This is a genomic window from Microbacterium helvum, assembly GCF_014779795.1.
GTDB lineage: Bacteria > Actinomycetota > Actinomycetes > Actinomycetales > Microbacteriaceae > Microbacterium > Microbacterium helvum.
Map to the genome: position 1 here is coordinate 14,932 of NZ_JACXZS010000003.1, position 19,507 is coordinate 34,438.

The following is a 19,507-nucleotide window of genomic DNA, read 5'->3' on the forward strand; positions in this document are numbered from 1 at the left end:
ATCGGTGGCGCCGCAACACGAAAGTGGCGCCGCAACACGAAAGTGGCGCCGGTCGTGTCAGAACAGGCGCGGAGCGCCGGACTCGATGCCCTTCATGCCCTCGTAGTCCAGCGTGACGCAGCGGATGCCGCGATCGGCGGCGAGCACCTTGGCCTGCGGCTTGATCTCCTGCGCGGCGAACACTCCCGTCACGGGTGCGAGGTGCGGATCGCGGCCGAGCAGCTCGAGGTAGCGGGTGAGCTGCTCGACGCCGTCGATGTCGCCGCGGCGCTTGACCTCGACGGCGATCGTGCCGCCGGCGGGATCGCGCAGCAGCAGATCGACCGGGCCGATCGCGGTCGGGAACTCACGCCGCACGAGCGTCAGATTCTCGCCGATCACATCGACCTGCTCGGCGAGCAGCCGCTGCAGGTCCGCCTCGACGCCGTCCTTCTGCAGGCCCGGGTCGATGCCGAGCTCGTGCGACGAGTCGTGCAGCACCTCGTAGATGCGCACCAGCAGGGCGTCGCCGGTCTTGGCGTGGGTGACGCGCCAGTGCTCGAGCACCCCGGCCGAGGCGGACTCCTCGTCGGGCACCTCGACATCCAGCCGGCAGGGCGGGCTCATCCAGTTGAGCGGCTTGTACGACCCGCCGTCGGAATGCACCAGCAGCGAGCCGTCGCCCTTGTGCACCAGCAGGCGTGTCGCCAGCGGCAGGTGGGCGTTGAGCCGCCCGGTGTAATCGACGGAGCAGCGGGCGATGACGAGACGCACCCGAAGAGCCTAGCCCGGGCCGTGGCCGGCCCGGGCGGGGCTCGTGTCACACCGCATCGGGGATCGTGGATGCCGCGGCTCGCGGCCGATCGTCGCCCAAGGTCGCGTCGCGCCGCGGTGCGGCGAACGGCGCCGCGCGATGCAGCGCGTATCCGCGGATCGCGGCGACCAGGAGCGGACCCCACAGCCAGAACGGGAAGATCAGCGCTGCTTCGAGGGCGCCGAACGCGCCCGCCATCGAGACGATGAGTTCGACGCCTCCGGCGGTGAACAGGACGGCGACGACGCTCGCGGGGATCACGGCGAGGGCGACGGGCACCGGGCGGCCGCCGATGAGGCCCAGCCACCTCGGGAAGCGGTCGGCCCAGGGAAGCACCAGGCTGAGCGTCAGGAATCCGCCCGTGAGCATCGCGCTGCCGAGCAGCAGCCCCGTCATGAGCATGTCGGGGTGATCGGCGATGTCGGCCGGGGCGAAGAGGGGCCACGGGGTCAGCCACGTCGCGCGCAGCGCCACATAGGGGAGCGCGCACAGGGCGGCGAGCACCGTGATCAGCCGGCGCCGGCGCCGCAGCCACGCGTCGCACCGGCCACCGGCGGTCGGCGCGCCGACCGTCCACGCGACGAGCGCCGCCGCGGTGACGAGGTGCGCGGCGGCGACGATCATGAAGGTCACGCTCGTCGCCAGCCGGCCGAGCACCATGGGCGCGAACGTGCCGAGCGGCAGGCGCAGCGAGACGAGCACGACGGCCGCGGCCACCACCACGATGACGACGAGCCCGATGACGGGCCGCCGGATCAGCAGCAGCACGAGCGAGGCGACGATCCCCGCAGCGACGACCAGCACGAACGTGTAGCCGGCGACCGGGATGGTGCCGCCGGGAGTGAGGGCGGCGACCGCGAGCGCGACGACGAGCGAGGCGACCGTCGACAGGGTGCGGGAACGCCGCGACGCCGCCCGGCTCCGCGATCGCAGCGCGGGCAAGGCGACGGTCAGAGCCGCGAGACCCGCGGCGATCGCGATCGCACCGGCCGCCGGCATCCCGAGCCAGACGGCGACGAGGCTGGGCGGCAGGCCGTCCGCGACGACCTCGGGTGCGAACAGCTGCAGCGCGCCGAGGAGTGCGACGAGCAGGCCGCCGATCGCGGCGAGCACCAACAAGACGGAGCGTGTTCGAGGGTTCATGCCCGAAACGGTATGCGTCGCTGCGGCCCTTGCGCGCCCCTCGCGCGAGGGGCTGCGGGTCACCCGTGCGGGTGATTCACCGACCCGGCCGCAGCACGCCGTTCTCGTACGCCCAGATCACGACATGCACCCGGTCAGGCAGCCCCAGCTTCGCGAGGATCGCCTTGACGTGCGACTTGACCGTGTTCTCGGACAGGAACAGCTCGTGCGCGATGGCACCGTTCGAGGCGCCGGCGGCGAGGGCGCGGGCGACCTCCTGCTCGCGGGCGCTGAGACCTGACAGCGCGGCCGCCGGATCGGCGGGCGCCGCGCCCTCGCGCACGAAGCCGAGAAGCGCCGACGTCGCTCCCGGCGACATCGCGGCGTCGCCCGAGGCGACCGCGACGACCGCATCGCCCAGCGCGGCAGGGCTCGCGTCCTTGGTGAGGAATCCGCTGGCGCCCGCGCGGATCGCCTGGACCACGTACGCGTCGAGGTCGAACGTCGTGAGCATGAGCACGCGCGTCGACGGGCGCAGCCGCAGGATCTCGCGGGTCGCCTCGATGCCGTCCATGCCGGGCAGGCGGATGTCCATGAGCACCACGTCGACCGCGTGCGCCCGCACGTGCTCGATGCCCTCGCGGGCCGAGGCCGCCGTCGCCACGTCGGCGATCCGCGGGTCGTATGCGAGCGTGACCGCGACGGCTTCGCGGAACAGCTCCTGGTCGTCCACCAGCAGCACGTGCAGGGTCATGAGCCGCCTCCTTCGTCGATGGATGCCGCGGGCAGCTCGGCACGGACGACCCAGCCGTGCGGCATCCCGGGTCCTGCCGCGAACGACCCGCCCGCGAGCCGCACCCGTTCCGCGAGACCGATGAGGCCGGTTCCGGCGCCGAGGTCGAACGCCGCGCCGCCGGCGCCGCCGTCGTCGGCGATCCGCACGACCAGGGTTTCGCCCCAATCGAGGGTCACGTCGATCCGCACCGGCGGGATGGTGTGGCGCACGGCGTTCGTGAGCGCCTCTCGCACGGTGTGATGCAGCGCGAGGGCGACGGCCGGCGTGAGCTCGCGCCGGGACCCGCTCTCGGTGAGCGTCGCCTCGCACGCGGGTCCCCGCACCGACGACACGAGCTCGTCGAGCGCAGCGGGGGTGGGCTGCGGGGCGAGCGGAGCACCGCCGTCGGCGGCGACGATCGCACGCATGCCGCGCAGGGCATCCCGCCCGGTGCGGGCGACGACCTCGAGAGCGCGGTCGCTGTCATCGGGGCGTGTGGGCATCATCGCGCGCGCCGCCTCGGACTGCGCCATCATCACCGTCATGGCGTGTGCGACGACGTCGTGCAGCTCTCCGCTGATGCGCAGACGCTCATCGGCGATCGCCTGTTCGACGCGGCGCCGGGTCTGCTCCTCCACGCGCGCGGCGCGCACGCGCAGCAGCAGACCGACGGCCCATGCCGCCACCACGGCCGCCGAGAGCCCCAGGAACGCGCCGAGCCGCAGCAGCGCGACGTCGGCGTCCGAACCCCGGCCGAACGCGGGCTCGAGCAGTGCGACGAGGCCGGCGCCGATCACGCCGGTCACGAGCCCGGGGATCGACAGGCGCGGCGGCGTGCGCACGGCGAGCTGCGTCAGGCAGAGCAGGTACGCGATCGACGACGGATACATGGCGCCCGCCGCGCCCCGAGCGCTCGGCACCACGACGAGTGCGAGCATGACGAGGCTCGCCGCCGCGAACGCTGCGACGGGGAACCGCAACGCGACGAGCGACGCCGCGTGCAGTGCGATGAAGCACCCGGCCAGCATCACCGTGGTCCCGGCGTCGAGCGGGGGGTCCGCCGCAGCGAGGGCGGCGAGGCTCACCGGCAGCAGCACCACGAGCACGACGAGTGCGGTGACCAGCCCCGCGTCGAGCGTGCGGTGCGCGGGCCGTGAGGCGACGTGATCCGTGGCCGGCGGCATCCCTCCATGCTGGCATGCGGGCACGACGGCGGGCATCACCCGCGGGGGTGAGCGCCGGGGGCCCCGCCAGGTCGCGTCGAGGCAGGGGATTCCGGCCGAGACCGGGGGATGTGTCACCTGGCTCGGCGCAGATCCCCTGGTTCGGCGAGCAGCTCAGGGGGTGAGGATGCCGGCGGCCGAGGCCGCGCGGACGCCCGGGTCAGTGGTGGCCGACGCCGACCTTCGAGCCGGCGATCGGCTTGGCCGCGCCCGAGGCGAGGCCCGACATGGCGATCAGGCCGACGATGATCCAGAGGGTGCCGAGGATGCCGATCTGATGGCTGATCCAGCCGAGCACCGGCGGTCCGCACAGGAACGCCAGGTAGCCGATCGTCGCCGCGGCCGACACCGACGCGGCCGCCTTCTTCGGGTCGTCGGCGGCGGCAGACATGCCGAGCGGGAAGCCGAGCGACGCGCCTGCGCCCCACAGTGCGATGCCGATGAAGGCGATGGGCAGCGACGGCGCCAGGATGAACATGATCAGGCCGACGCCGGCGGCGACGGAGAGCAGACGAAGGGTCCAGACGCGGCCGAGTCGGTCCACGAGCGGACCGCCCAGGATGCGGAACACCGTCATCGCGACGGAGAACACCGTCAGGGCGATCGCGCCCGTCGTCTGACTCTCGCCATGGCCGTCGACCATCGCGATCGTGAGCCAGTCGTTCGCGCTGCCCTCGGCGAAGGCCATGCCGAGCATGATGGCGCCGATCGCGTAGGTGCGCGGGTCGCGCCAGACCGACAGCAGTTCGGCGAAGCGCTCGCGGCGGCTCGTCGTGGTCGTGGGGTCGTCGTGCACGATCTCGCGCGTCGGAACCGCGGTCAGCGAGAACAGCCCGGCGATCAGCACGAGGGCGGCGGCCCCCCACAGGTGCCAGGCGACGCCGACGTCCAAGGCGGCCATCGCGATGCCGATGCCGGCGCCGGCGACGGTGCCGAGGCTGAAGAAGGCGTGGAAGAGCGGCATGAGCGTCTTCTCGAAGGACTGCTCGACCGCGGCCGCCTCGACGTTCATCATGACGTCGGTGGCGCTCATGCCGATGCCCATCAGCACCATCGCGATGCACACCACGGCATAGGAGTGCAGGAACTGCACACCGAGGCCGGCGACCAGACCGCCCGCACCGAACGTGATGATCGTCACGAGCATGCCGCGACGCGCGCCCCAGCGGGCGACGATCACGTTGGCGAGCGACAGGCCGACGATCGACGCGGCGCCGCTGACGAACAGCAGGACACCGAGCTGCAGGTCGTTGATGCCGAGGTCGTCCTTGACGGCAGGAAGACGTGACGCCCACGAAGCGAAGCCGAGACCGGTGACGAAGAAGATCGTGAAGATCGCGGCACGCCAGCGCACGAGCTGGGTACGGGTGAGCGCGGTGTCCATCCGGACACTGTACCGAATCGATTCGACCGGATGCCGGGCACGGGCTACGATCAGGACGACATGAGCCGTCACGACACCGGCACTCGCCGTGCCACGATCTCGGACGTCGCCCGCGAGGCCGGCGTCTCGCCGTCGACCGCCTCGGTGGTGTTCAGCGGCAAGACCCCGGTGTCGGATGCCACGCGCCGCCGCGTGCTCGACGCGGCTGCCACGCTCGGTTACACCGGCCCGGATCCGCGCGCCGCGTCGCTGCGCCGTGGCCGGTCGGGGATCGTCGGCGTCGTGTTCGAGGAGCACCTCGGTCAGGCGTTCCTCGATCCGGTGAAGACGCTGATGATGGACGGCCTCGCCGACGCCGTCACACCGCTCGGCGCGGGACTGCTGCTGCTGCGCGACCACGAGCCCGCCGGGAGCGATGCCGCACAGGCCGCCGGCCCCTCGCTCACCACCGCGCCGCTCGACGCCGCCGTGCTCATCGGGTGCAGCGGCATGCTGCGCGAATCGCTCGAGACGGTGAAGGCCCGCGGCATACCGGTGGTGGTCATCGAGGGCGACGCGGGCGGCGACGTGCCGCGCATCGACCTCGACAACCGCGAGGCGCAGCGTCAGCTGGCCAGCCACCTGCGCGCACTCGGCCATCGGCGGGTCGCCGTGGTCACACTGCCGGTGCGCGTGGACTGGGAGCGCGGCTGGATCGGCGACGACACCGCGATCACCGTCGACGTCACACGGGAACGGCTGGCCGGAGCGCTCGACGTGTTCTCCGACGCCCCCGCGTACGCCGCCGCCGGCAGTTTCATCGACGAGGGCCTCGCGGCCGGCCGCGAGATCTTCGCCGACCCCGAACGCCGACCCACCGCTGTGCTCGCGCAGAGCGACCTGCTCGCGGCCGGCGTCATCCGCGCCGCCGAAGAGGCGGGCCTGCGCGTGCCCGAGGACGTCAGCGTCACCGGCTTCGACGGGATCGTCGTGGACGGACTGGCGCCGTATGAGCTCACCACCGCCGTGCAGCCCGCCACCGACAAGGGCCGTGCCGCGGGTGCCGCGGTCGCGGCCATGCTGGAAGGCCGGCCGGCGGCATCCATCCGCTTCACCTGCACGTTCCGCGAGGGCAACACGTCCGGTCCCGCCCCCGAGTGACCCGCGGTCGTCCCCGCGCCTCGCGCATCTCCGTTGCGGCGTTTCGTCTCGCGGAGACCTGCACTGAGCGAGCGAAGCGAGCCGAAGTGTCGCTCAACGACCGGGTGGGTAGAACCCGATACGCGAATGTCGTGTGCGTGGCCCGGTCCGACCACGAGCATCACGACCGCAACGGGCCGATCGGCAGGGTGCGGTCGCCGAAGTCCGCGATCGTGTAGCGGCCGCAGGCGGTCATCTCGGCGTCGGACAGCGACACCCCGGCGGGCAGCTCGAACGCGGGGGACTGGTCATCCATCACGAGGAACGACACCTCGCCGACCGCGAAGTCGTCGCGGTTCATCAGCCACGCGTAGCCGCGCAGCTGATGATCGAGCTGCACCAGTCCGCGCGGGTCGGCGAGATGCGTCTTGGGCAGCCGGACCGTCCAGAACTGCCCGCCTCCGGTGCGCCCCGAGTCCTCGGTCCACCGCACGACGCAGTCCAGGTCGGCGTCGGGTGCCGTCGCGGCGGCGACGAGGGAGGGGATGCCGAGGCCCGCGGCCGCGACGAGAGCCACGGCCGCGGTGCCCACGGCCGGGACGAGCCTGGTCACCGTGAGCCGGTCGGGCAGCAGTGCGGGCAGCACCGTGAGGGTCAGCAGCGGCGCGAAGACCGCCGGCTGCAGGTAGCGCGCCGCGTGCGTGCCGAGGACGACGGCGCCGACGATCACGAGCAGCGGCATGACCCAGCCGCACGCGGCCACGATCGCCGCGCCGACTCGGCGCCGCGCCGCGAGCTGCCGGGTGACGGCGATGCTGCCCGCCCACAGCGCTCCGATGAGAAGGAGTGATGCCGCGCCCCACGGTGCGCTCCACCGGTCCGCGAGCAGCACGCCGTAGTAGTCGAGCGACGCGCGCCACTGCGAGGGGTCGATGTATCCGGCGCCGGTGTTGGCGATGAGGTGGGCGAGAGGCATCCTCGCGAGATAGCCGATGATCGATCCGGTGACGAGCGCGCCCGCCATCCACCACACGTCCGCGCGCCGCCAGGCGACGACGACCAGCACCGCGCCGAGCGGCACCGTCGCCCAGGCCGCGAACAGCGGATTGGTGAGGACGGATGCTGCCGCCACGAGCGCTAGCGTGACCACGAGCCCCCACGCCACGGGCGTTCCACGTGAAACATCGTTTCGGTCGATCGCGCGTCGTGCGAGCCCCACCCCCAGCACGGCTGCGACGACTGTCGCGCTGTAATAGGTCGTGGTCGTGAGCAGCGACGCCAGTTCGAGCGCGTCTCGCGATGCCGAGCCCTCGGTGGCTGCGAGCAGCGCGAACCCGGTCAGCCCGAGCAGCGCGCCGGCGATGGGAGCCCGAGCGCGCAGCGCCGATCCCGCGGCGACCCGCAGTGCGCCGTAGAGGGCGAGCACGTTGACCACGCCGGCGAGGGCGAGAGTCGCGTTGATGCCGAGACCGAGCAGCGACAGCATCCACAGCACGGCGATCTCGGGAAGGAACAGCACCGACGACATCGCCCAGTCCTGGGGCTGGCCGATCGCGAGCGAGTGCACGACGAGAGTCGTGACGAGAGAGTCGCCATCGCGAAACAGCAGCTCCGACCTCGGGGATGCCGCGACCACCGCCACGGCGGCGATCGCGATGGCGGCGGCGACGGTCCAGCCGAGCAGCTCCCTGCCCCATCTCGGCACCTCGCCGCGTCGCCGGGTCTCACTGCCGCTCACCCTGACACTCTGTCACGGCCGGGGCCGCCGGCATCCCGCATCATCTCGCCGCCGATCGCTCAGCGCCCGGGCGTTGCGTCGGTTGCCCGCGCCCGACAACCCCCAGTTCATCCGTCACAGATGTACGCGCAATCGCCAAAACGGCGTACATCTGTGACGGATGAACGGTGGGGGTGGGCGAGAAGATCGGGGGAGGGGGGACGGTAGGAGCCGTAGGATGGGGGAGACACCCCGATCGCCATGGTCCGCCGTCCTGCCCGGACGCCCGCCGGCCGACGACCCCGAGGAGGCCATGGATGCTCCTCGTGCTCGGCGCGTTCGCGGTCCTTCCGATCCTGCTCCCGTGGTTCGTGTCGCGCATCGGCGCGAGGGCTTTCTACCTCGCCGCGATCCTGCCGATCGCCGGCTTCGTCCACGCGGCCGTGCTGACTCCCGTCGTCATGGCGGGGGATATTCCGTTCGAGACATACGCCTGGATCCCGTCGCTGGGCATCGACCTGTCGATGCGCATGGACACGCTGTCGTGGCTGATGACGCTGGTGGTCACGGGCGTCGGTGCGCTCGTGATGATCTACTGCCGCTGGTACTTCCGCGGCAAGCGCGAGAACCTGGGCCAGTTCGCGGCCGTGCTGCTGGCGTTCGCCGGCGCGATGTACGGGCTCGTGCTCACCGACGACCTGGTCGTGCTGGTGATGTTCTGGGAGATCACGAGCGTTCTGTCGTACCTGCTCATCGGGTATTACAACGGACGCGCCGCCAGTCGTCGTGCGGCGCTGCAGGCGCTGCTGGTCACGACCCTCGGCGGGCTCGTGATGCTGATCGGCGTCGTGCTGCTGGTGGTGGATGCCGGAACCTCGAGCATCTCGCAGATCCTCGCTGATGCCCCGACCGGCGCCGTCGTGGACGCCGCCCTCGTGATGATCCTCGTCGGCGCGCTCAGCAAGTCCGCGATCTTCCCGTTCCACTTCTGGCTTCCCGGTGCGATGGCCGCACCGACGCCGGTCAGCGCGTACCTCCACGCCGCCGCGATGGTGAAGGCGGGCATCTACTTGATCGCGCGTTTCGCGCCGGTGTTCGCGATCTCCGCACCGTGGCGGCCGATCGTGGTCGCGCTCGGCGTCTTCACGATGCTGCTGGGCGGGTTCCAGGCGCTGCGCGAGACCGACCTCAAGCGCGTGCTGGCCTTCGGCACCGTGAGCCAGCTCGGCATGCTCACGGTGGTGCTCGGGTACGGGACGAGGGATGCCGCCCTCGCGGGTCTCGCCCTGCTGCTGAGCCATGCGCTCTTCAAGTCGGCGCTGTTCCTCGTCGTGGGTGTCATCGACCGTCAGCTGTCGACGCGAGACCTGACCGAGCTCTCGGGGGTCGGACGACAGGCGCCCGTCATGGCGACCTTCTCGATCATCGCCGTGGCGTCGATGGTCGGCGTGATCCCCACGATCGGGTTCGTGGCCAAAGAGGGGGCGCTAGCCGCCCTCCTGCACGAGGCGCTGGGCGGGGCGGTGTGGGGCATCGTCGCGCTCGTGGGCATCGCGCTCGGCTCGGTGCTCACCGCGGGCTACGGCATCCGCTTCATCTGGGGCGCGTTCTGGACGAAGCGCGACAAGGCCGGCGATCGGCTGCCCGACACCGAGTGGCCCGACCCGCCGATCGGGTTCCTCGTCGCGCCGATCGTGCTGTCGGGGCTCACCCTGGTCGCAGGGTTCGCGGCACCGTGGCTCGACAAGGCGTTCTCGCCGTACGCCGACACCGCGCCGGGGTCGACCCCCGGCGTCCCGGCACCCGAGCACACCGCACATCTCGCCCTGTGGCACGGGCTGGAGCCGGCACTGTGGATCTCGCTCGCCTCGATCGCCCTCGGTGCCGTCGTCTTCTGGCTGACGCGCGGCTGGCGGCCTGCCAAGCGCCTGCTGCCCTTCACCGCGTCCGACGCCTACAACGGTGCCCTGCGCGTCATCGCCCGCCTCTCGGTCGTGACGACGAGTCTCACGCAGCGCGGCTCGCTGCCCGTGTACGTCGGCACGATCTTCGTCGTCTTCGTCGCCGCCGAGGCGACCGCCCTGCTGGCGAGCGACCAGTGGCGCGCGCAGCTGGACGCGTTCCAGTCTCCGATGCAGCTGTTCGTCGCGCCGCTGATGATCGCCGCGGGGCTGATCGCGATCCGCGCCCGCAAGCGTTACACGGGCGTGGTGCTCGTGTCGGTGACGGGCCTGGGCATGGTGCTGCTCTTCGCGACGAGCGGGGCGCCCGACCTCGCCCTCACGCAGATCCTCGTCGAGACGGTGACCCTCGTGGCGTTCGCGCTGGTGCTGCGCCGCATCCCGTCGCGCATGGGCGAGCACAACGCGTCGGTGTGGCCCGTCGCGCGCGCGGTGCTGGGCGCCGCCGTCGGCCTCACCATGGCCGTGGTCGCCGTCGTGGCCACGAGCGCCCGTGTCGAGAAGCCGATCTCGGAGCGCTTCCCCCAGCTCGCCTACGAGCTCGGCCACGGCAAGAACGTCGTGAACGTGGCGCTCGTCGACCTGCGCGGCTGGGACACCATGGGCGAGCTGTCGGTCCTGATCCTCGCGGCGACGGGCGTGGCATCCCTCGTCTTCGTCACGCACCGTGCCGATACGCTCTCGCGCGCCATCTCATCGCTGCCGACCGGCGCCATCCGCACGCGACGGCCGCTCGTCGAGACCGATGAGGGCGTCAAGCCGCGCGGCACGGGCGGGGGCCCCATGGCGTGGCTCGTCGGAGGCCAGCGTGTGCGGCCCGAGAACCGCTCGATCATGCTCGAGGTGATCGTGCGGATCCTCTTCCACACGATCATCATCGTGTCGCTGTACCTGCTGTTCGCCGGGCACAACCTGCCCGGTGGCGGTTTCGCCGGCGGTCTCGTCGCAGGAATGGCCCTGGTCATGCGGTATATCGCAGGGGGCCGCTACGAGCTCGGCGCCGCGGCGCCCACCGACGCCGGGCGCCTGCTCGGCACCGGCATGACGATCGCGGTCGCGTGCGCGGTGGTGCCGGTGTTCTTCGGTGACCAGCCCCTCACGAGCTACTTCTGGGAGGGCACCGTGCCGGTGCTCGGCCACATCGAGTTCGTCACGTCGACGCTGTTCGACATCGGCGTGTATCTCGTGGTCATCGGCCTCGTGCTCGATGTGCTGCGCAGCCTCGGCGCCGAGGTCGACCGTCAGGCGCAAGCCCTTCGACAGGCTCAGGGACCGGGATCGCAGCAGGAGGAGGTGAGCGTGCCGTGAACGTGTCGCTCATCCTCATCATCGTGATGGCCGTGCTGTTCGCGTGCGGCGTGTACGCGATGCTCGAGCGCAGCCTGACGCGCGTGCTCATCGGGTTCCTGCTGCTGGGCAACGCGACCAACCTCCTGCTGCTGATCGTGATGGGCGCGCCCGGCGTGGCGCCGTTCTTCGGCGCGGCCGAGGACGTCGAAGACATGTCCGACCCGCTGCCCCAGGCGCTCACCCTCACCGCCATCGTCATCACGTTCGCCGTCTCGGCGTTCCTGCTCGCCCTCATCTACCGCTCGTGGCAGCTCGGCCAGGCCGACACCGTGACCGACGACGAGGCCGATCTCGAGGTGCGCGAGCGCGGTGCGCTCGCCGAGGACGCCATCGACGAAGAGATCGAGATCGAGGACGCCGACGACGAGACCACCACGGACTTCGTCGGCACGGCCACCGCGCCCATCACGATCCTCGGCGCCCGCGACTTCGCCGGACTGCGCGACGATGCCCCCGTCGATCGCCCCGAACAGGGCGGGGGCGTGGATGCTTCCACCCGGGGCGACCGCGATGCCCGGAGGACCGGCATCCAGACCGACGACGAGCGCGGTTCGACAGACGACCACAGGAACGGGGGCGACGCATGAGTCTGACGACCATCGCCCCCGCGCTCGTCCCGCTGCTGGTCACGCTGCCGCTGCTGGGCGCGGCGATCGCGCTCATCGCCGGCCGCCACCGCCGCACCCAGGTCGTGGTGTCGGTCGTGACGCTCACCGCCGTGCTCGTGATCGCGGCGATCCTGCTGTACGTCGTCGACACCGGTGACAAGCCGATCGCCGTGTCGGTGGGCGGGTGGCCGATCCCGTTCGGCATCGTGCTGTACGTCGACCGCCTGTCGGCGCTGCTCGTCGTCGTGTCGAGCATCGTGCTGCTCGCGGTCCTGCTGTTCTCGATCGGCCAGGGCGCCGCCGACGGCGACGACGACACGCCCGTCTCGATCTTCCACCCCTCGTACCTCATCCTCGGCGCGGGCATCTTCAACGCCTTCATCGCGGGCGACCTGTTCAACCTCTATGTCGGCTTCGAGATCCTGCTCGTCGCGTCGTACGTGCTCATCACCCTCGGCTCGACCGAGTCGCGCATCCGCACCGGCGTCGTCTACATCGTGGTGTCGCTGGTGTCGTCGATCCTGTTCCTCGCGGCGATCGCGATGATCTACGGCGCGCTCGGCACCGTCAACATGGTGCAGATCTCGGAGCGCATGGGCGAGCTGCCGCAGCAGACGCAGCTCGTGCTGCACCTCATGCTGCTGCTCGCCTTCAGCATCAAGGCGGCCGTCTTCCCGCTGTCGTTCTGGCTGCCGGACTCGTACCCGACCGCGCCGGCGCCGGTCACGGCGGTGTTCGCGGGCCTGCTGACCAAGGTCGGCGTGTACGCGATCATCCGCACCGAGACCGAGATGTTCCTCGACAACGACGTGAACATGCTGCTGATGTTCGTCGCGCTCGCCACGATGATCGTGGGCGTGCTGGGCGCGGTGGCACAGGCCGAGCTGAAACGCATCCTGTCGTTCACGCTCGTGAGCCACATCGGCTACATGATCTTCGGGCTCGCGATCGCGACGCCCGCGGCCATCGGCGCGACGATCTACTACATGGTCCACCACATCGTGGTGCAGACGACCCTTTTCCTCGCGGTCGGCCTCGTCGAGCGAAGAGCCGGATCGACCTCGATCCTGCGCGTCAAGGGGCTCATGAAGGCCGCGCCGGTGATCGCCGTGCTCTACTTCATCCCCGCGATCAACCTCGGCGGCCTGCCGCCCTTCTCGGGCTTCATCGGCAAGTACGCCCTGTTCGACGCGGCGGCGCAGGTGGGCACGCCGATCATGATCGTGCTCATGGTGGGCGGCATCGTCACCTCGCTGCTAACCCTGTACGCGCTGATGCGCGCGTGGAACCTGTCGTTCTGGCGCGAGGACGAGGACTCGGCCGAGACCGAGGCGCGCATCTCGTACCTCGGCACCGCGCCCGCCGCCGGGGTGTCGACCGAGCGCCGGGTGATCCCGAAGATCATGACCGCTGCGACGACCGGCATGGTGGCGATCACCGTGGCGCTGACGGTGTTCGCAGGGCCCCTCTACGACGTGTGCAACCGCATCGGCGAGGCGCTGCTGCAGCCGGTGTCGCTCACGCAGCTGCAGGACGACTCGACCGGGACGGAGAAGGCCCCGTGAGCCAGGAGACAGCACCGTGAGCCCCGATCTGCCTCAGAGCCGCTTCCGCCGGGCGGCGGCGACCGCGTGGCGACAGCTGCCGTTCTTCGTGTGGCTCATCGCGCTGTGGATGCTGCTGTGGGGGCAGTTCACGTGGCTCGCGTTCTTCAGCGGGCTTCTCGCGGCCGTCATCGTGACGCGCGTGTTCCGCCTGCCGCCGGTCGAGCTGTCGGGTCGCGTGAACCTCTGGTGGGGATTCGTGTTCGTGGTCGAGTTCCTCATCGCCGTCGTCCACGGCTCGCTCACGGTCGCGTGGCAGGTCCTCGACTTCCGCCGTCGGCCGGGGACGGCGATCATCGCCGTGCACCTCGTGACCGACGACGATCTGATCATGACCCACGTCGGCGTGACGGCATCCCTCATTCCGGGGTCTCTCATCGTCGAGACCGATCGCGACCGTCGCATCCTGTACCTGCACGTCATCGGCGTCCGCGACGACGCCGACGTCGAGAAGCAGCGGGCGAGCGTGCACCATTGGGAGGAGCGGATCGTCCGCGCCGTCGGCTCGCGCGCGCAACTGCAGGCGATGAAGGATGCCGCCACCTCCCGTTCCGCGGCCGTCAGAGGAGGCTCGCGATGAACGTGATGCTGATCGCGATCTACGTGATCTTCGCCGTCGCCGCGCTGCTGACGCTGTGGCGCATCGTCATCGGGCCGTCGATCCTCGACCGGGCCGTGGCATCCGACGTCCTGCTCACTGAGGTCATGTGCGTACTGGGCGCCGAGATGGCGATCAACCATCACACGCGCACGCTGCCGGTGCTGCTCATCATCGCCGCGGTGGGCGTGTTCGGGTCGATCTCGATCGCGCGCTTCGTCGCGAGAAGGGACCAGGAACGATGATGGATGCCGCACTCGACGTCATTGCGCTGGTCCTGATCCTCATCGGCGCCCTGCTGTGCCTGACCGCCGCGATCGGCGTGCTGCGTTTCCGTGACGTGCCCACGCGCCTGCATGCGGCGACGAAGCCCCAGGTGCTGGGACTGATCCTGATCTGCCTCGCGATCGCGCTGTCGCTGCGGTCGTGGCCGGTCGTCGCGTTCCTCGTGCCGGTGGTGCTCATCCAGCTGGCGACCGCGCCGCTCTCGGCGCACATGGTGGGTCGCCAGGCGTACCGCAACGGCACGATCGACGAGTCGTCGCTGCACGTCGACGAGCTCGCCGATTCCAAGCGCACGCCGCCGGCCGCGGGCGGGTGAGCCTGCCTCGGCTCAGCGCGGCAGCTCGTCGCGTCGCCGCGTGAGGAACGCGATCTCGGCCGAGTTCCCGGCGAGGGCGATCGCGGAGTCGTACGCCTCGCGGGCGTCGGCCGGCCGGCCCGCCTGACGCAGCAGGTCGGCGCGTGCCGCGTGGAAGGCGTGGTAGCCGCGCAGTTCCGGCGCGAGCGCGTCGACGAGGCTGAGCCCGAGTTCGGCGCCGTCGCACTGGCCGACGGCGACCGCGAGGTCGAGGCGCACGAGCGGCGAGGGGTCGAGTCGCGCCAGCTGGTCGTAGAGCGCGACGATCTGCGTCCAGTCCGGCGCGTCGCCGTCGGTGTGAACGGCGTTGATCGCCGCCATCAGCTGGAACCGGCCGGGCGCGACGCCTGACTCCAGTCGCGCGCGCACCAGGGCATGGCCTTCGGCGATGCGTGCGGCATCCCAGCTGCGGCGGTCCTGCTCCGGAAGCGGGATCAGCGCGCCCTCCGACGACACCCGGGCCGCACGGCGCGCATCGATCAGCAGCATGAGCGCGAGCAGTCCGGCGGTCTCGCCGTCCTCGGGCAGCAGGTCGTGCACGAGGCGGGTGAGCCGAATGGCCTCGCCGGTGAGCTCATCGCGGACGGGCGCCGAGTCCGCACCGGATGCGAGGTACCCCTCGTTGAAGATCAGGTACAGCACGGTCAGCACGCCCGCGACGCGGCCCGGCAGATCCGCGGCGTCCGGGAAGCGGAACGGGATGCCGGCGGCCGAGATCTTGGCCTTCGCCCGGGTGATGCGCGCGCCCATCGTGGTGTCCTGCACGAGAAAGGCGCGTGCGATCTCGGGCACGGTCAGGCCGCCGACCATGCGCAGCGTCAGCGCGACGCGCGCCTCCATCGAGAGTGCGGGGTGGCAGCACACGAAGAAGAGGCGCAGCCGGTCGTCGTCGATGACGCCGAGAGGCTCGGTGTCGGTGTCGTACACGAGCAGCGCCTCTCTGTGCCGTGCGTCCCGGCTGCTCTCGCGCCGGAGGTGGTCGATCGCCTTGCGCGTCGCCGTCGTGGTCAGCCACGCGCCCGGGCCGGGAGGGATGCCGTCCTCCGGCCACCGCTCGGCGGCCGTCGCAAAAGCTTCGGCCGCGGCATCCTCCGCGACGTCGAGGCTCCCGAACCGTTTGGCGAGCGTCGCCACGACCCGCGCCCAGTCGTCGCGGAGGGCGCGGGCGAGGGCGTCGTGAGCGTCCGTCACTCGGACAGGATAGGCCGCACCTCGAGCCGGCGATTGCACGCCTTCGAGCCTTCGCTCATCAGTGCGAGTGCCACGTCGAGGTCGGCGGCGTCGATGATCCAGAATCCCCCTGTCCACTCCTTCGCCTCGAGGAACGGCCCGTCGGTGAAGACCGGCTCGTCGCCGCGGCCGTCGATGACCGTCGAGTCGGCCGGATCCGCGAGGCCGGCGGCGAAGACCCAGTGCCCATCGGCCTGAAGTCGATCGTTGAACGCGTCGACTGCGTCTCGCTCTTCGAGGGTGCTCCTGGTGGTGGGGTCGTCGATCACGTTGATCAGGTACTGCATGCTCGTATCCTCTCGTTCCCGCGCTCCGCCCGACAGTGGCGGTCGATCCGCGGTCTCACCCTTGTCACGAACGTCGGCGCGCCGTTTCGACAGATCCGCGCGGAAACCTTCGCGACGGGAGGACATCGCCGACGCGGTTTCCGGTGCACGGGGATGTGATCGCCGACGAGGCTCTGCCGCGGGACCCGGACGTCGACCGTAGGCTGTCGGCGTGACGCAACCGCTGGACGAGGGGCCGTTCTTCCACGGCACGAAGGCCGATCTGAACGAGGGCGAGCTGCTGACCGCCGGGTTCCGCTCGAACTACCGGCCCGAGGTCGTGATGAACCACATCTACTTCACCGCGCTCCGCGACGGGGCGGGGCTGGCCGCCGAGCTCGCGGCCGGCGACGGCGAGCCGCGGGTCTACCTCGTGGAGCCGACCGGTCCGTTCGAGGACGACCCGAACGTGACCGACAAGAAGTTCCCCGGCAATCCGACGCGCTCATACCGCAGCAGTGAGCCGCTGCGGATCGTCGGCGAGGTGCTCGACTGGACGCGGCTGACACCCGAGGCGCTGCAGCAGTGGCGCGACCGTCTGGCCGAGCTCGCCGCCGACGAGCGCGGCGAGATCATCAACTGACTCGCGGACGCAGACGGCGTCAGTCATGCAGGGCGACGCGTCGTCGGCGCGGATCACTCCCGCAGCAGCGGACGCACCTCGAGTCGGCGGTTGCAGGCCTTCGATCCCTCACTCATGAGGGCGAGAGCCGTGTCGTGGTCCGGGGCGTCGATGATCCAGAACCCCGCCGCCCACTCCTTGGCCTCCAGGAACGGTCCGTCGGTGAAGACCGGCTCGTCACCGCGGCCGTCCACGACGGTCGAGGCGGCCGGGTCGGCGAGCCCGGCGGCGAACACCCAGTTGCCGCCGGCCCGGAGCTTGTCGTTGAAGGCATCGATCGCGATCATCTCTTCGGCGGTGCCGGAGTTGCTGCGGCCGTCGATCACGTTGACGAGGTACTGCATGCTCGTATCATTTCTCTCCCGCGCTCTGCCCGACAGCCCTCAGTCCGCGTTCCGTCGCTTCGGTCCGACGCCCGCGGGGATCGCGCCGTGCAGCCTCGGCGTGTAGACGAGCTTCTGCGTGCGGCCGTCGAGCACGGTGGACTCCACCAGGTCGAGGTCGAGCTCCGCGCCCTCGTGGAACAGCCCTGCCCCTCCGGCGCTGCCTGTGACCGCGGGGAAGAGCATGACCTCGAGCCGGTCGACGAGACCGGCGGCGAGCAGCGCGCGGTTGAGCGAGATGCTGCCGTGCGAGCGCATCGGCACATCGGTGGTGCGCTTGAGCCGCTCGACGGCGGTCACCGCGTCTTCGTGCAGCACGGTCGAGTTCTGCCAGCCCAGGGGCTGTTCGAGCGTCTGCGAGAAGACGATCTTCGGCAGCGCGTTCAGGCGCTCGTAGTACGGCTCGTCGTACTCGCGGACGAAGTGGCGGAACTCGCGGAACGTCGTCGCCCCGAACACGAGCACCTGATCCTGCGCGAAGGTGCGCACGCGGTCCTCGATGAGCTCGGGGCCCTCCTTTCCCCAGTAGCCCGGCCAGCCCTCGGCCATCCCGTAGCCGTCCAGCGTGCAGAAGAAGTCGACGGTGAAGGCGGTGCTCATGATCCTGCTCCCTCGCGTGCGCGTTCGCATCGGTCGAGACCCGTCAGGTCTCGCTCTCACCCTCGTTACGAACGGGTGGCCCCCGTATCGACAGCACCGCGAGAACTCTTGCGATCTTCGGAGAGGATGCCGTCGCGCGAGGACGACCGCCTCGTCAGGACCGGCGCTCGGTGAGGTGGACCTCGACCTCGTCGCCGTCGGTCTTGCCGATCGCCCGGCGGATGCCCGAGGCGATCGGGAGCTTGTGGGTGCCGTCGCCGAGGGCCATGAAAGCGCCCTCGAACGGCTCTCCGTCCACGGTGCCGGCGACCTTGACGAGCCCGCGAGTGCCGAAGATCTCGGCGGAGTCGGGCAGCTGCACGCACGTCCAGGTGTCGCCTGGGCGCACTCTGCCGAGCGTGGCGGTGAAGCGGATGTCGAGCGGTCCGGTCGTGCGAGCCATGGCGTCCTCCGTCCATGCGTCCGTCACGAGTATGTCCCGTGACGGTCCCTCACGGGGATGACGATCGAGCGGCGCCCTGATCGACACCCGCCAGGCGCATCGTCTCGGCCGAAGCGGCCGCGAGCTCGCCGGCGGTCCGTGCGATGGTGCGCTGCAACACCCGGACGGCCGCGGTGGGCGCGATGTCGGCCGGTCGCGCGACGCTGATCGTCCTCGTGAGCGTGGGGTGACGCAGCCGCACCGCGCTCAGACCCGGACGCTCGACGAGCACCATCGCCGGAACGATCGCCACCCCGAGCCCGCGCTCGACGAATCGCAGGACGGCATCCATCTCCGCACCTTCGACCACGGCCGTTGGGACGACGCCGGCGGCCGCGAACGCCGCGTCGGTGGTGGCGCGCAGATCGTACGTCGAGCTGAAGACGATCTGCGGCAGGGCGGCGACCTCGGCGAGACCGATGCTGTCGCCGTCCCCCACCGGCGGGGCGCTGCTCGACGAGATCACCACGAGCTCTTCCACGAGCAGCGGCTCGACCGTGAAGCGCTCCGGCGCGGCGGAGTCCGACGTCGTGATGAGCGCGAGGTCGAGCTCGCCGGCGCTGAGGCGCTCGAGAAGGCTCCGCGAGCCATGCTCCGAGAGGTGCAGCTCGATGCCGGGGTGGGCGGCGTGAAAGGCGGTGAACACCTCGGCGACCAGGCTCACGCACAGTGTGGGTGTCGCCCCGAGGCGCACGCGACCGCGCTGCAGTCCCGCCAGTTCGGCCAGCTCGCGACGAACCGAGTCCGCATCGGCGAGCATGCGACGCGCCAGTGGCAGCAGCGACTCACCGGCGACGGTGAGGGTGCTGCCGCGTCGGGCCCGATGGAAGAGCTCGGCGCCGAGGTCCTGCTCGAGCGTCGTGATCTGCCTGCTGAGGGACGGCTGCGCGAGGTGGAGTCGTTCGGCGGCGCGGGTGAAGTTGCCCACCTGCGCGACCTCGACGAAGGCCTTCAGCTGCTCCAGATTCACG

General features: G+C 70.9%; 20 protein-coding genes. 8 read left to right on the plus strand and 12 right to left on the minus strand.

Annotated features, from left to right (window positions below; translation table 11 throughout):
- Positions 1-57 precede the first annotated feature (57 nt).
- From nucS to IF188_RS05435, 5 genes are all read right to left on the minus strand, one after another.
- Positions 58-753, minus strand: a complete 696-nt coding sequence (gene nucS, locus IF188_RS05415; protein WP_191170779.1) for an endonuclease NucS — start codon at positions 751-753, stop codon at positions 58-60.
- Between the two features lie 46 nt (positions 754-799).
- On the minus strand, positions 800-1,936 hold the full coding sequence (locus IF188_RS05420) for a hypothetical protein (RefSeq protein ID WP_191170780.1): 1,137 nt from the start codon (positions 1,934-1,936) through the stop codon (positions 800-802).
- Between the two features lie 76 nt (positions 1,937-2,012).
- Positions 2,013-2,669: a response regulator gene (locus tag IF188_RS05425; protein ID WP_191170781.1), complete on the minus strand. Its 657-nt coding sequence runs from the start codon at positions 2,667-2,669 to the stop codon at positions 2,013-2,015.
- Positions 2,666-3,874: a sensor histidine kinase gene (locus IF188_RS05430; protein ID WP_191170782.1), complete on the minus strand. Its 1,209-nt coding sequence runs from the start codon at positions 3,872-3,874 to the stop codon at positions 2,666-2,668. Before IF188_RS05430 ends, IF188_RS05425 begins: the two co-directional genes overlap by 4 nt.
- Positions 3,875-4,073: 199 nt before the next feature.
- Positions 4,074-5,297 carry an MFS transporter gene (locus IF188_RS05435; RefSeq protein WP_191170783.1) on the minus strand — a complete coding sequence of 408 codons (1,224 nt, stop codon included), beginning with the start codon at positions 5,295-5,297 and terminating at the stop codon, positions 4,074-4,076.
- Positions 5,298-5,357: 60 nt separating this feature from the next.
- Between IF188_RS05435 and IF188_RS05440 the strand changes: the two genes are divergently transcribed.
- Positions 5,358-6,437: a LacI family DNA-binding transcriptional regulator gene (locus IF188_RS05440; protein ID WP_224751519.1), complete on the plus strand. Its 1,080-nt coding sequence runs from the start codon at positions 5,358-5,360 to the stop codon at positions 6,435-6,437.
- Between the two features lie 160 nt (positions 6,438-6,597).
- Here IF188_RS05440 and IF188_RS05445 read toward each other — a convergent pair whose 3' ends face one another.
- Positions 6,598-8,154 carry a hypothetical protein gene (locus IF188_RS05445; protein ID WP_318152794.1) on the minus strand — a complete coding sequence of 519 codons (1,557 nt, stop codon included), beginning with the start codon at positions 8,152-8,154 and terminating at the stop codon, positions 6,598-6,600.
- A 296-nt stretch (positions 8,155-8,450) separates the two neighbouring features.
- Between IF188_RS05445 and IF188_RS05450 the strand changes: the two genes are divergently transcribed.
- From IF188_RS05450 to mnhG, 6 genes are read left to right on the plus strand one after another with little or no spacing between them, the layout of a single operon-like run.
- Entirely contained in the window at positions 8,451-11,402 is a 2,952-nt protein-coding gene (locus IF188_RS05450; protein WP_191170785.1) for a Na+/H+ antiporter subunit A, read from the plus strand.
- On the plus strand, positions 11,399-12,031 hold the full coding sequence (locus tag IF188_RS05455) for a Na(+)/H(+) antiporter subunit C (RefSeq protein WP_318152795.1): 633 nt from the start codon (positions 11,399-11,401) through the stop codon (positions 12,029-12,031). The genes IF188_RS05450 and IF188_RS05455 overlap by 4 nt, the downstream gene beginning before the upstream one ends.
- Entirely contained in the window at positions 12,028-13,617 is a 1,590-nt protein-coding gene (locus IF188_RS05460; protein ID WP_191170786.1) for a Na+/H+ antiporter subunit D, read from the plus strand. Before IF188_RS05455 ends, IF188_RS05460 begins: the two co-directional genes overlap by 4 nt.
- Before the next feature lie 16 nt (positions 13,618-13,633).
- Positions 13,634-14,236, plus strand: a complete 603-nt coding sequence (locus IF188_RS05465) for a Na+/H+ antiporter subunit E (protein ID WP_191170787.1) — start codon at positions 13,634-13,636, stop codon at positions 14,234-14,236.
- On the plus strand, positions 14,233-14,499 hold the full coding sequence (locus IF188_RS05470; protein ID WP_191170788.1) for a monovalent cation/H+ antiporter complex subunit F: 267 nt from the start codon (positions 14,233-14,235) through the stop codon (positions 14,497-14,499). Before IF188_RS05465 ends, IF188_RS05470 begins: the two co-directional genes overlap by 4 nt.
- On the plus strand, positions 14,499-14,855 hold the full coding sequence (mnhG, locus tag IF188_RS05475; protein WP_191170789.1) for a monovalent cation/H(+) antiporter subunit G: 357 nt from the start codon (positions 14,499-14,501) through the stop codon (positions 14,853-14,855). The genes IF188_RS05470 and mnhG overlap by 1 nt, the downstream gene beginning before the upstream one ends.
- A 12-nt stretch (positions 14,856-14,867) precedes the next feature.
- On the opposite strand, the gene IF188_RS05480 is transcribed toward mnhG, so the two are convergent.
- Both IF188_RS05480 and IF188_RS05485 read right to left on the minus strand, forming a co-directional pair.
- Positions 14,868-16,085, minus strand: coding sequence for an RNA polymerase sigma factor (locus tag IF188_RS05480; RefSeq protein WP_191170790.1), 1,218 nt, complete (start codon positions 16,083-16,085; stop codon positions 14,868-14,870).
- Entirely contained in the window at positions 16,082-16,411 is a 330-nt protein-coding gene (locus tag IF188_RS05485; protein ID WP_191170791.1) for a YciI family protein, read from the minus strand. Before IF188_RS05485 ends, IF188_RS05480 begins: the two co-directional genes overlap by 4 nt.
- A 211-nt stretch (positions 16,412-16,622) precedes the next feature.
- On the opposite strand from IF188_RS05485, the gene arr reads away from it, so the two are divergent.
- Complete coding sequence (gene arr / locus IF188_RS05490; protein ID WP_191170792.1) at positions 16,623-17,033, plus strand: NAD(+)--rifampin ADP-ribosyltransferase; 411 nt, start codon at positions 16,623-16,625, stop codon at positions 17,031-17,033.
- Positions 17,034-17,086: 53 nt separating this feature from the next.
- Here arr and IF188_RS05495 read toward each other — a convergent pair whose 3' ends face one another.
- The 4 genes from IF188_RS05495 to IF188_RS05510 form a co-directional block, all read right to left on the minus strand.
- Entirely contained in the window at positions 17,087-17,416 is a 330-nt protein-coding gene (locus IF188_RS05495) for a YciI family protein (RefSeq protein ID WP_191170793.1), read from the minus strand.
- A gap of 39 nt (positions 17,417-17,455) precedes the next feature.
- Positions 17,456-18,055, minus strand: coding sequence for a dihydrofolate reductase family protein (locus IF188_RS05500; protein WP_191170794.1), 600 nt, complete (start codon positions 18,053-18,055; stop codon positions 17,456-17,458).
- A 154-nt stretch (positions 18,056-18,209) separates the two neighbouring features.
- A complete protein-coding gene (locus IF188_RS05505; protein ID WP_191170795.1) occupies positions 18,210-18,497 on the minus strand; it encodes a DUF1905 domain-containing protein in 288 nt (95 codons plus the stop codon).
- Between the two features lie 49 nt (positions 18,498-18,546).
- Complete coding sequence (locus IF188_RS05510) at positions 18,547-19,506, minus strand: LysR family transcriptional regulator (RefSeq protein WP_191170796.1); 960 nt, start codon at positions 19,504-19,506, stop codon at positions 18,547-18,549.
- Position 19,507 lies beyond the last annotated feature (1 nt).

What these genes read in the sequence shown, in the direction of transcription:
- IF188_RS05420 (WP_191170780.1), bottom strand. Translation starts at nt 1,936, where the DNA reads ATGAACCCTCGAACACGCTCCGTCTTGTTGGTGCTCGCCGCGATCGGC.
- IF188_RS05425 (WP_191170781.1), bottom strand. Translation starts at nt 2,669, where the DNA reads ATGACCCTGCACGTGCTGCTGGTGGACGACCAGGAGCTGTTCCGCGAA.
- IF188_RS05430 (WP_191170782.1), bottom strand. Translation starts at nt 3,874, where the DNA reads ATGCCGCCGGCCACGGATCACGTCGCCTCACGGCCCGCGCACCGCACG.
- IF188_RS05435 (WP_191170783.1), bottom strand. Translation starts at nt 5,297, where the DNA reads ATGGACACCGCGCTCACCCGTACCCAGCTCGTGCGCTGGCGTGCCGCG.
- IF188_RS05440 (WP_224751519.1), top strand. Translation starts at nt 5,358, where the DNA reads ATGAGCCGTCACGACACCGGCACTCGCCGTGCCACGATCTCGGACGTC.
- IF188_RS05450 (WP_191170785.1), top strand. Translation starts at nt 8,451, where the DNA reads ATGCTCCTCGTGCTCGGCGCGTTCGCGGTCCTTCCGATCCTGCTCCCG.
- IF188_RS05460 (WP_191170786.1), top strand. Translation starts at nt 12,028, where the DNA reads ATGAGTCTGACGACCATCGCCCCCGCGCTCGTCCCGCTGCTGGTCACG.
- IF188_RS05470 (WP_191170788.1), top strand. Translation starts at nt 14,233, where the DNA reads ATGAACGTGATGCTGATCGCGATCTACGTGATCTTCGCCGTCGCCGCG.
- mnhG (WP_191170789.1), top strand. Translation starts at nt 14,499, where the DNA reads ATGGATGCCGCACTCGACGTCATTGCGCTGGTCCTGATCCTCATCGGC.
- IF188_RS05485 (WP_191170791.1), bottom strand. Translation starts at nt 16,411, where the DNA reads ATGCAGTACCTGATCAACGTGATCGACGACCCCACCACCAGGAGCACC.
- IF188_RS05495 (WP_191170793.1), bottom strand. Translation starts at nt 17,416, where the DNA reads ATGCAGTACCTCGTCAACGTGATCGACGGCCGCAGCAACTCCGGCACC.
- IF188_RS05500 (WP_191170794.1), bottom strand. Translation starts at nt 18,055, where the DNA reads ATGAGCACCGCCTTCACCGTCGACTTCTTCTGCACGCTGGACGGCTAC.
- IF188_RS05505 (WP_191170795.1), bottom strand. Translation starts at nt 18,497, where the DNA reads ATGGCTCGCACGACCGGACCGCTCGACATCCGCTTCACCGCCACGCTC.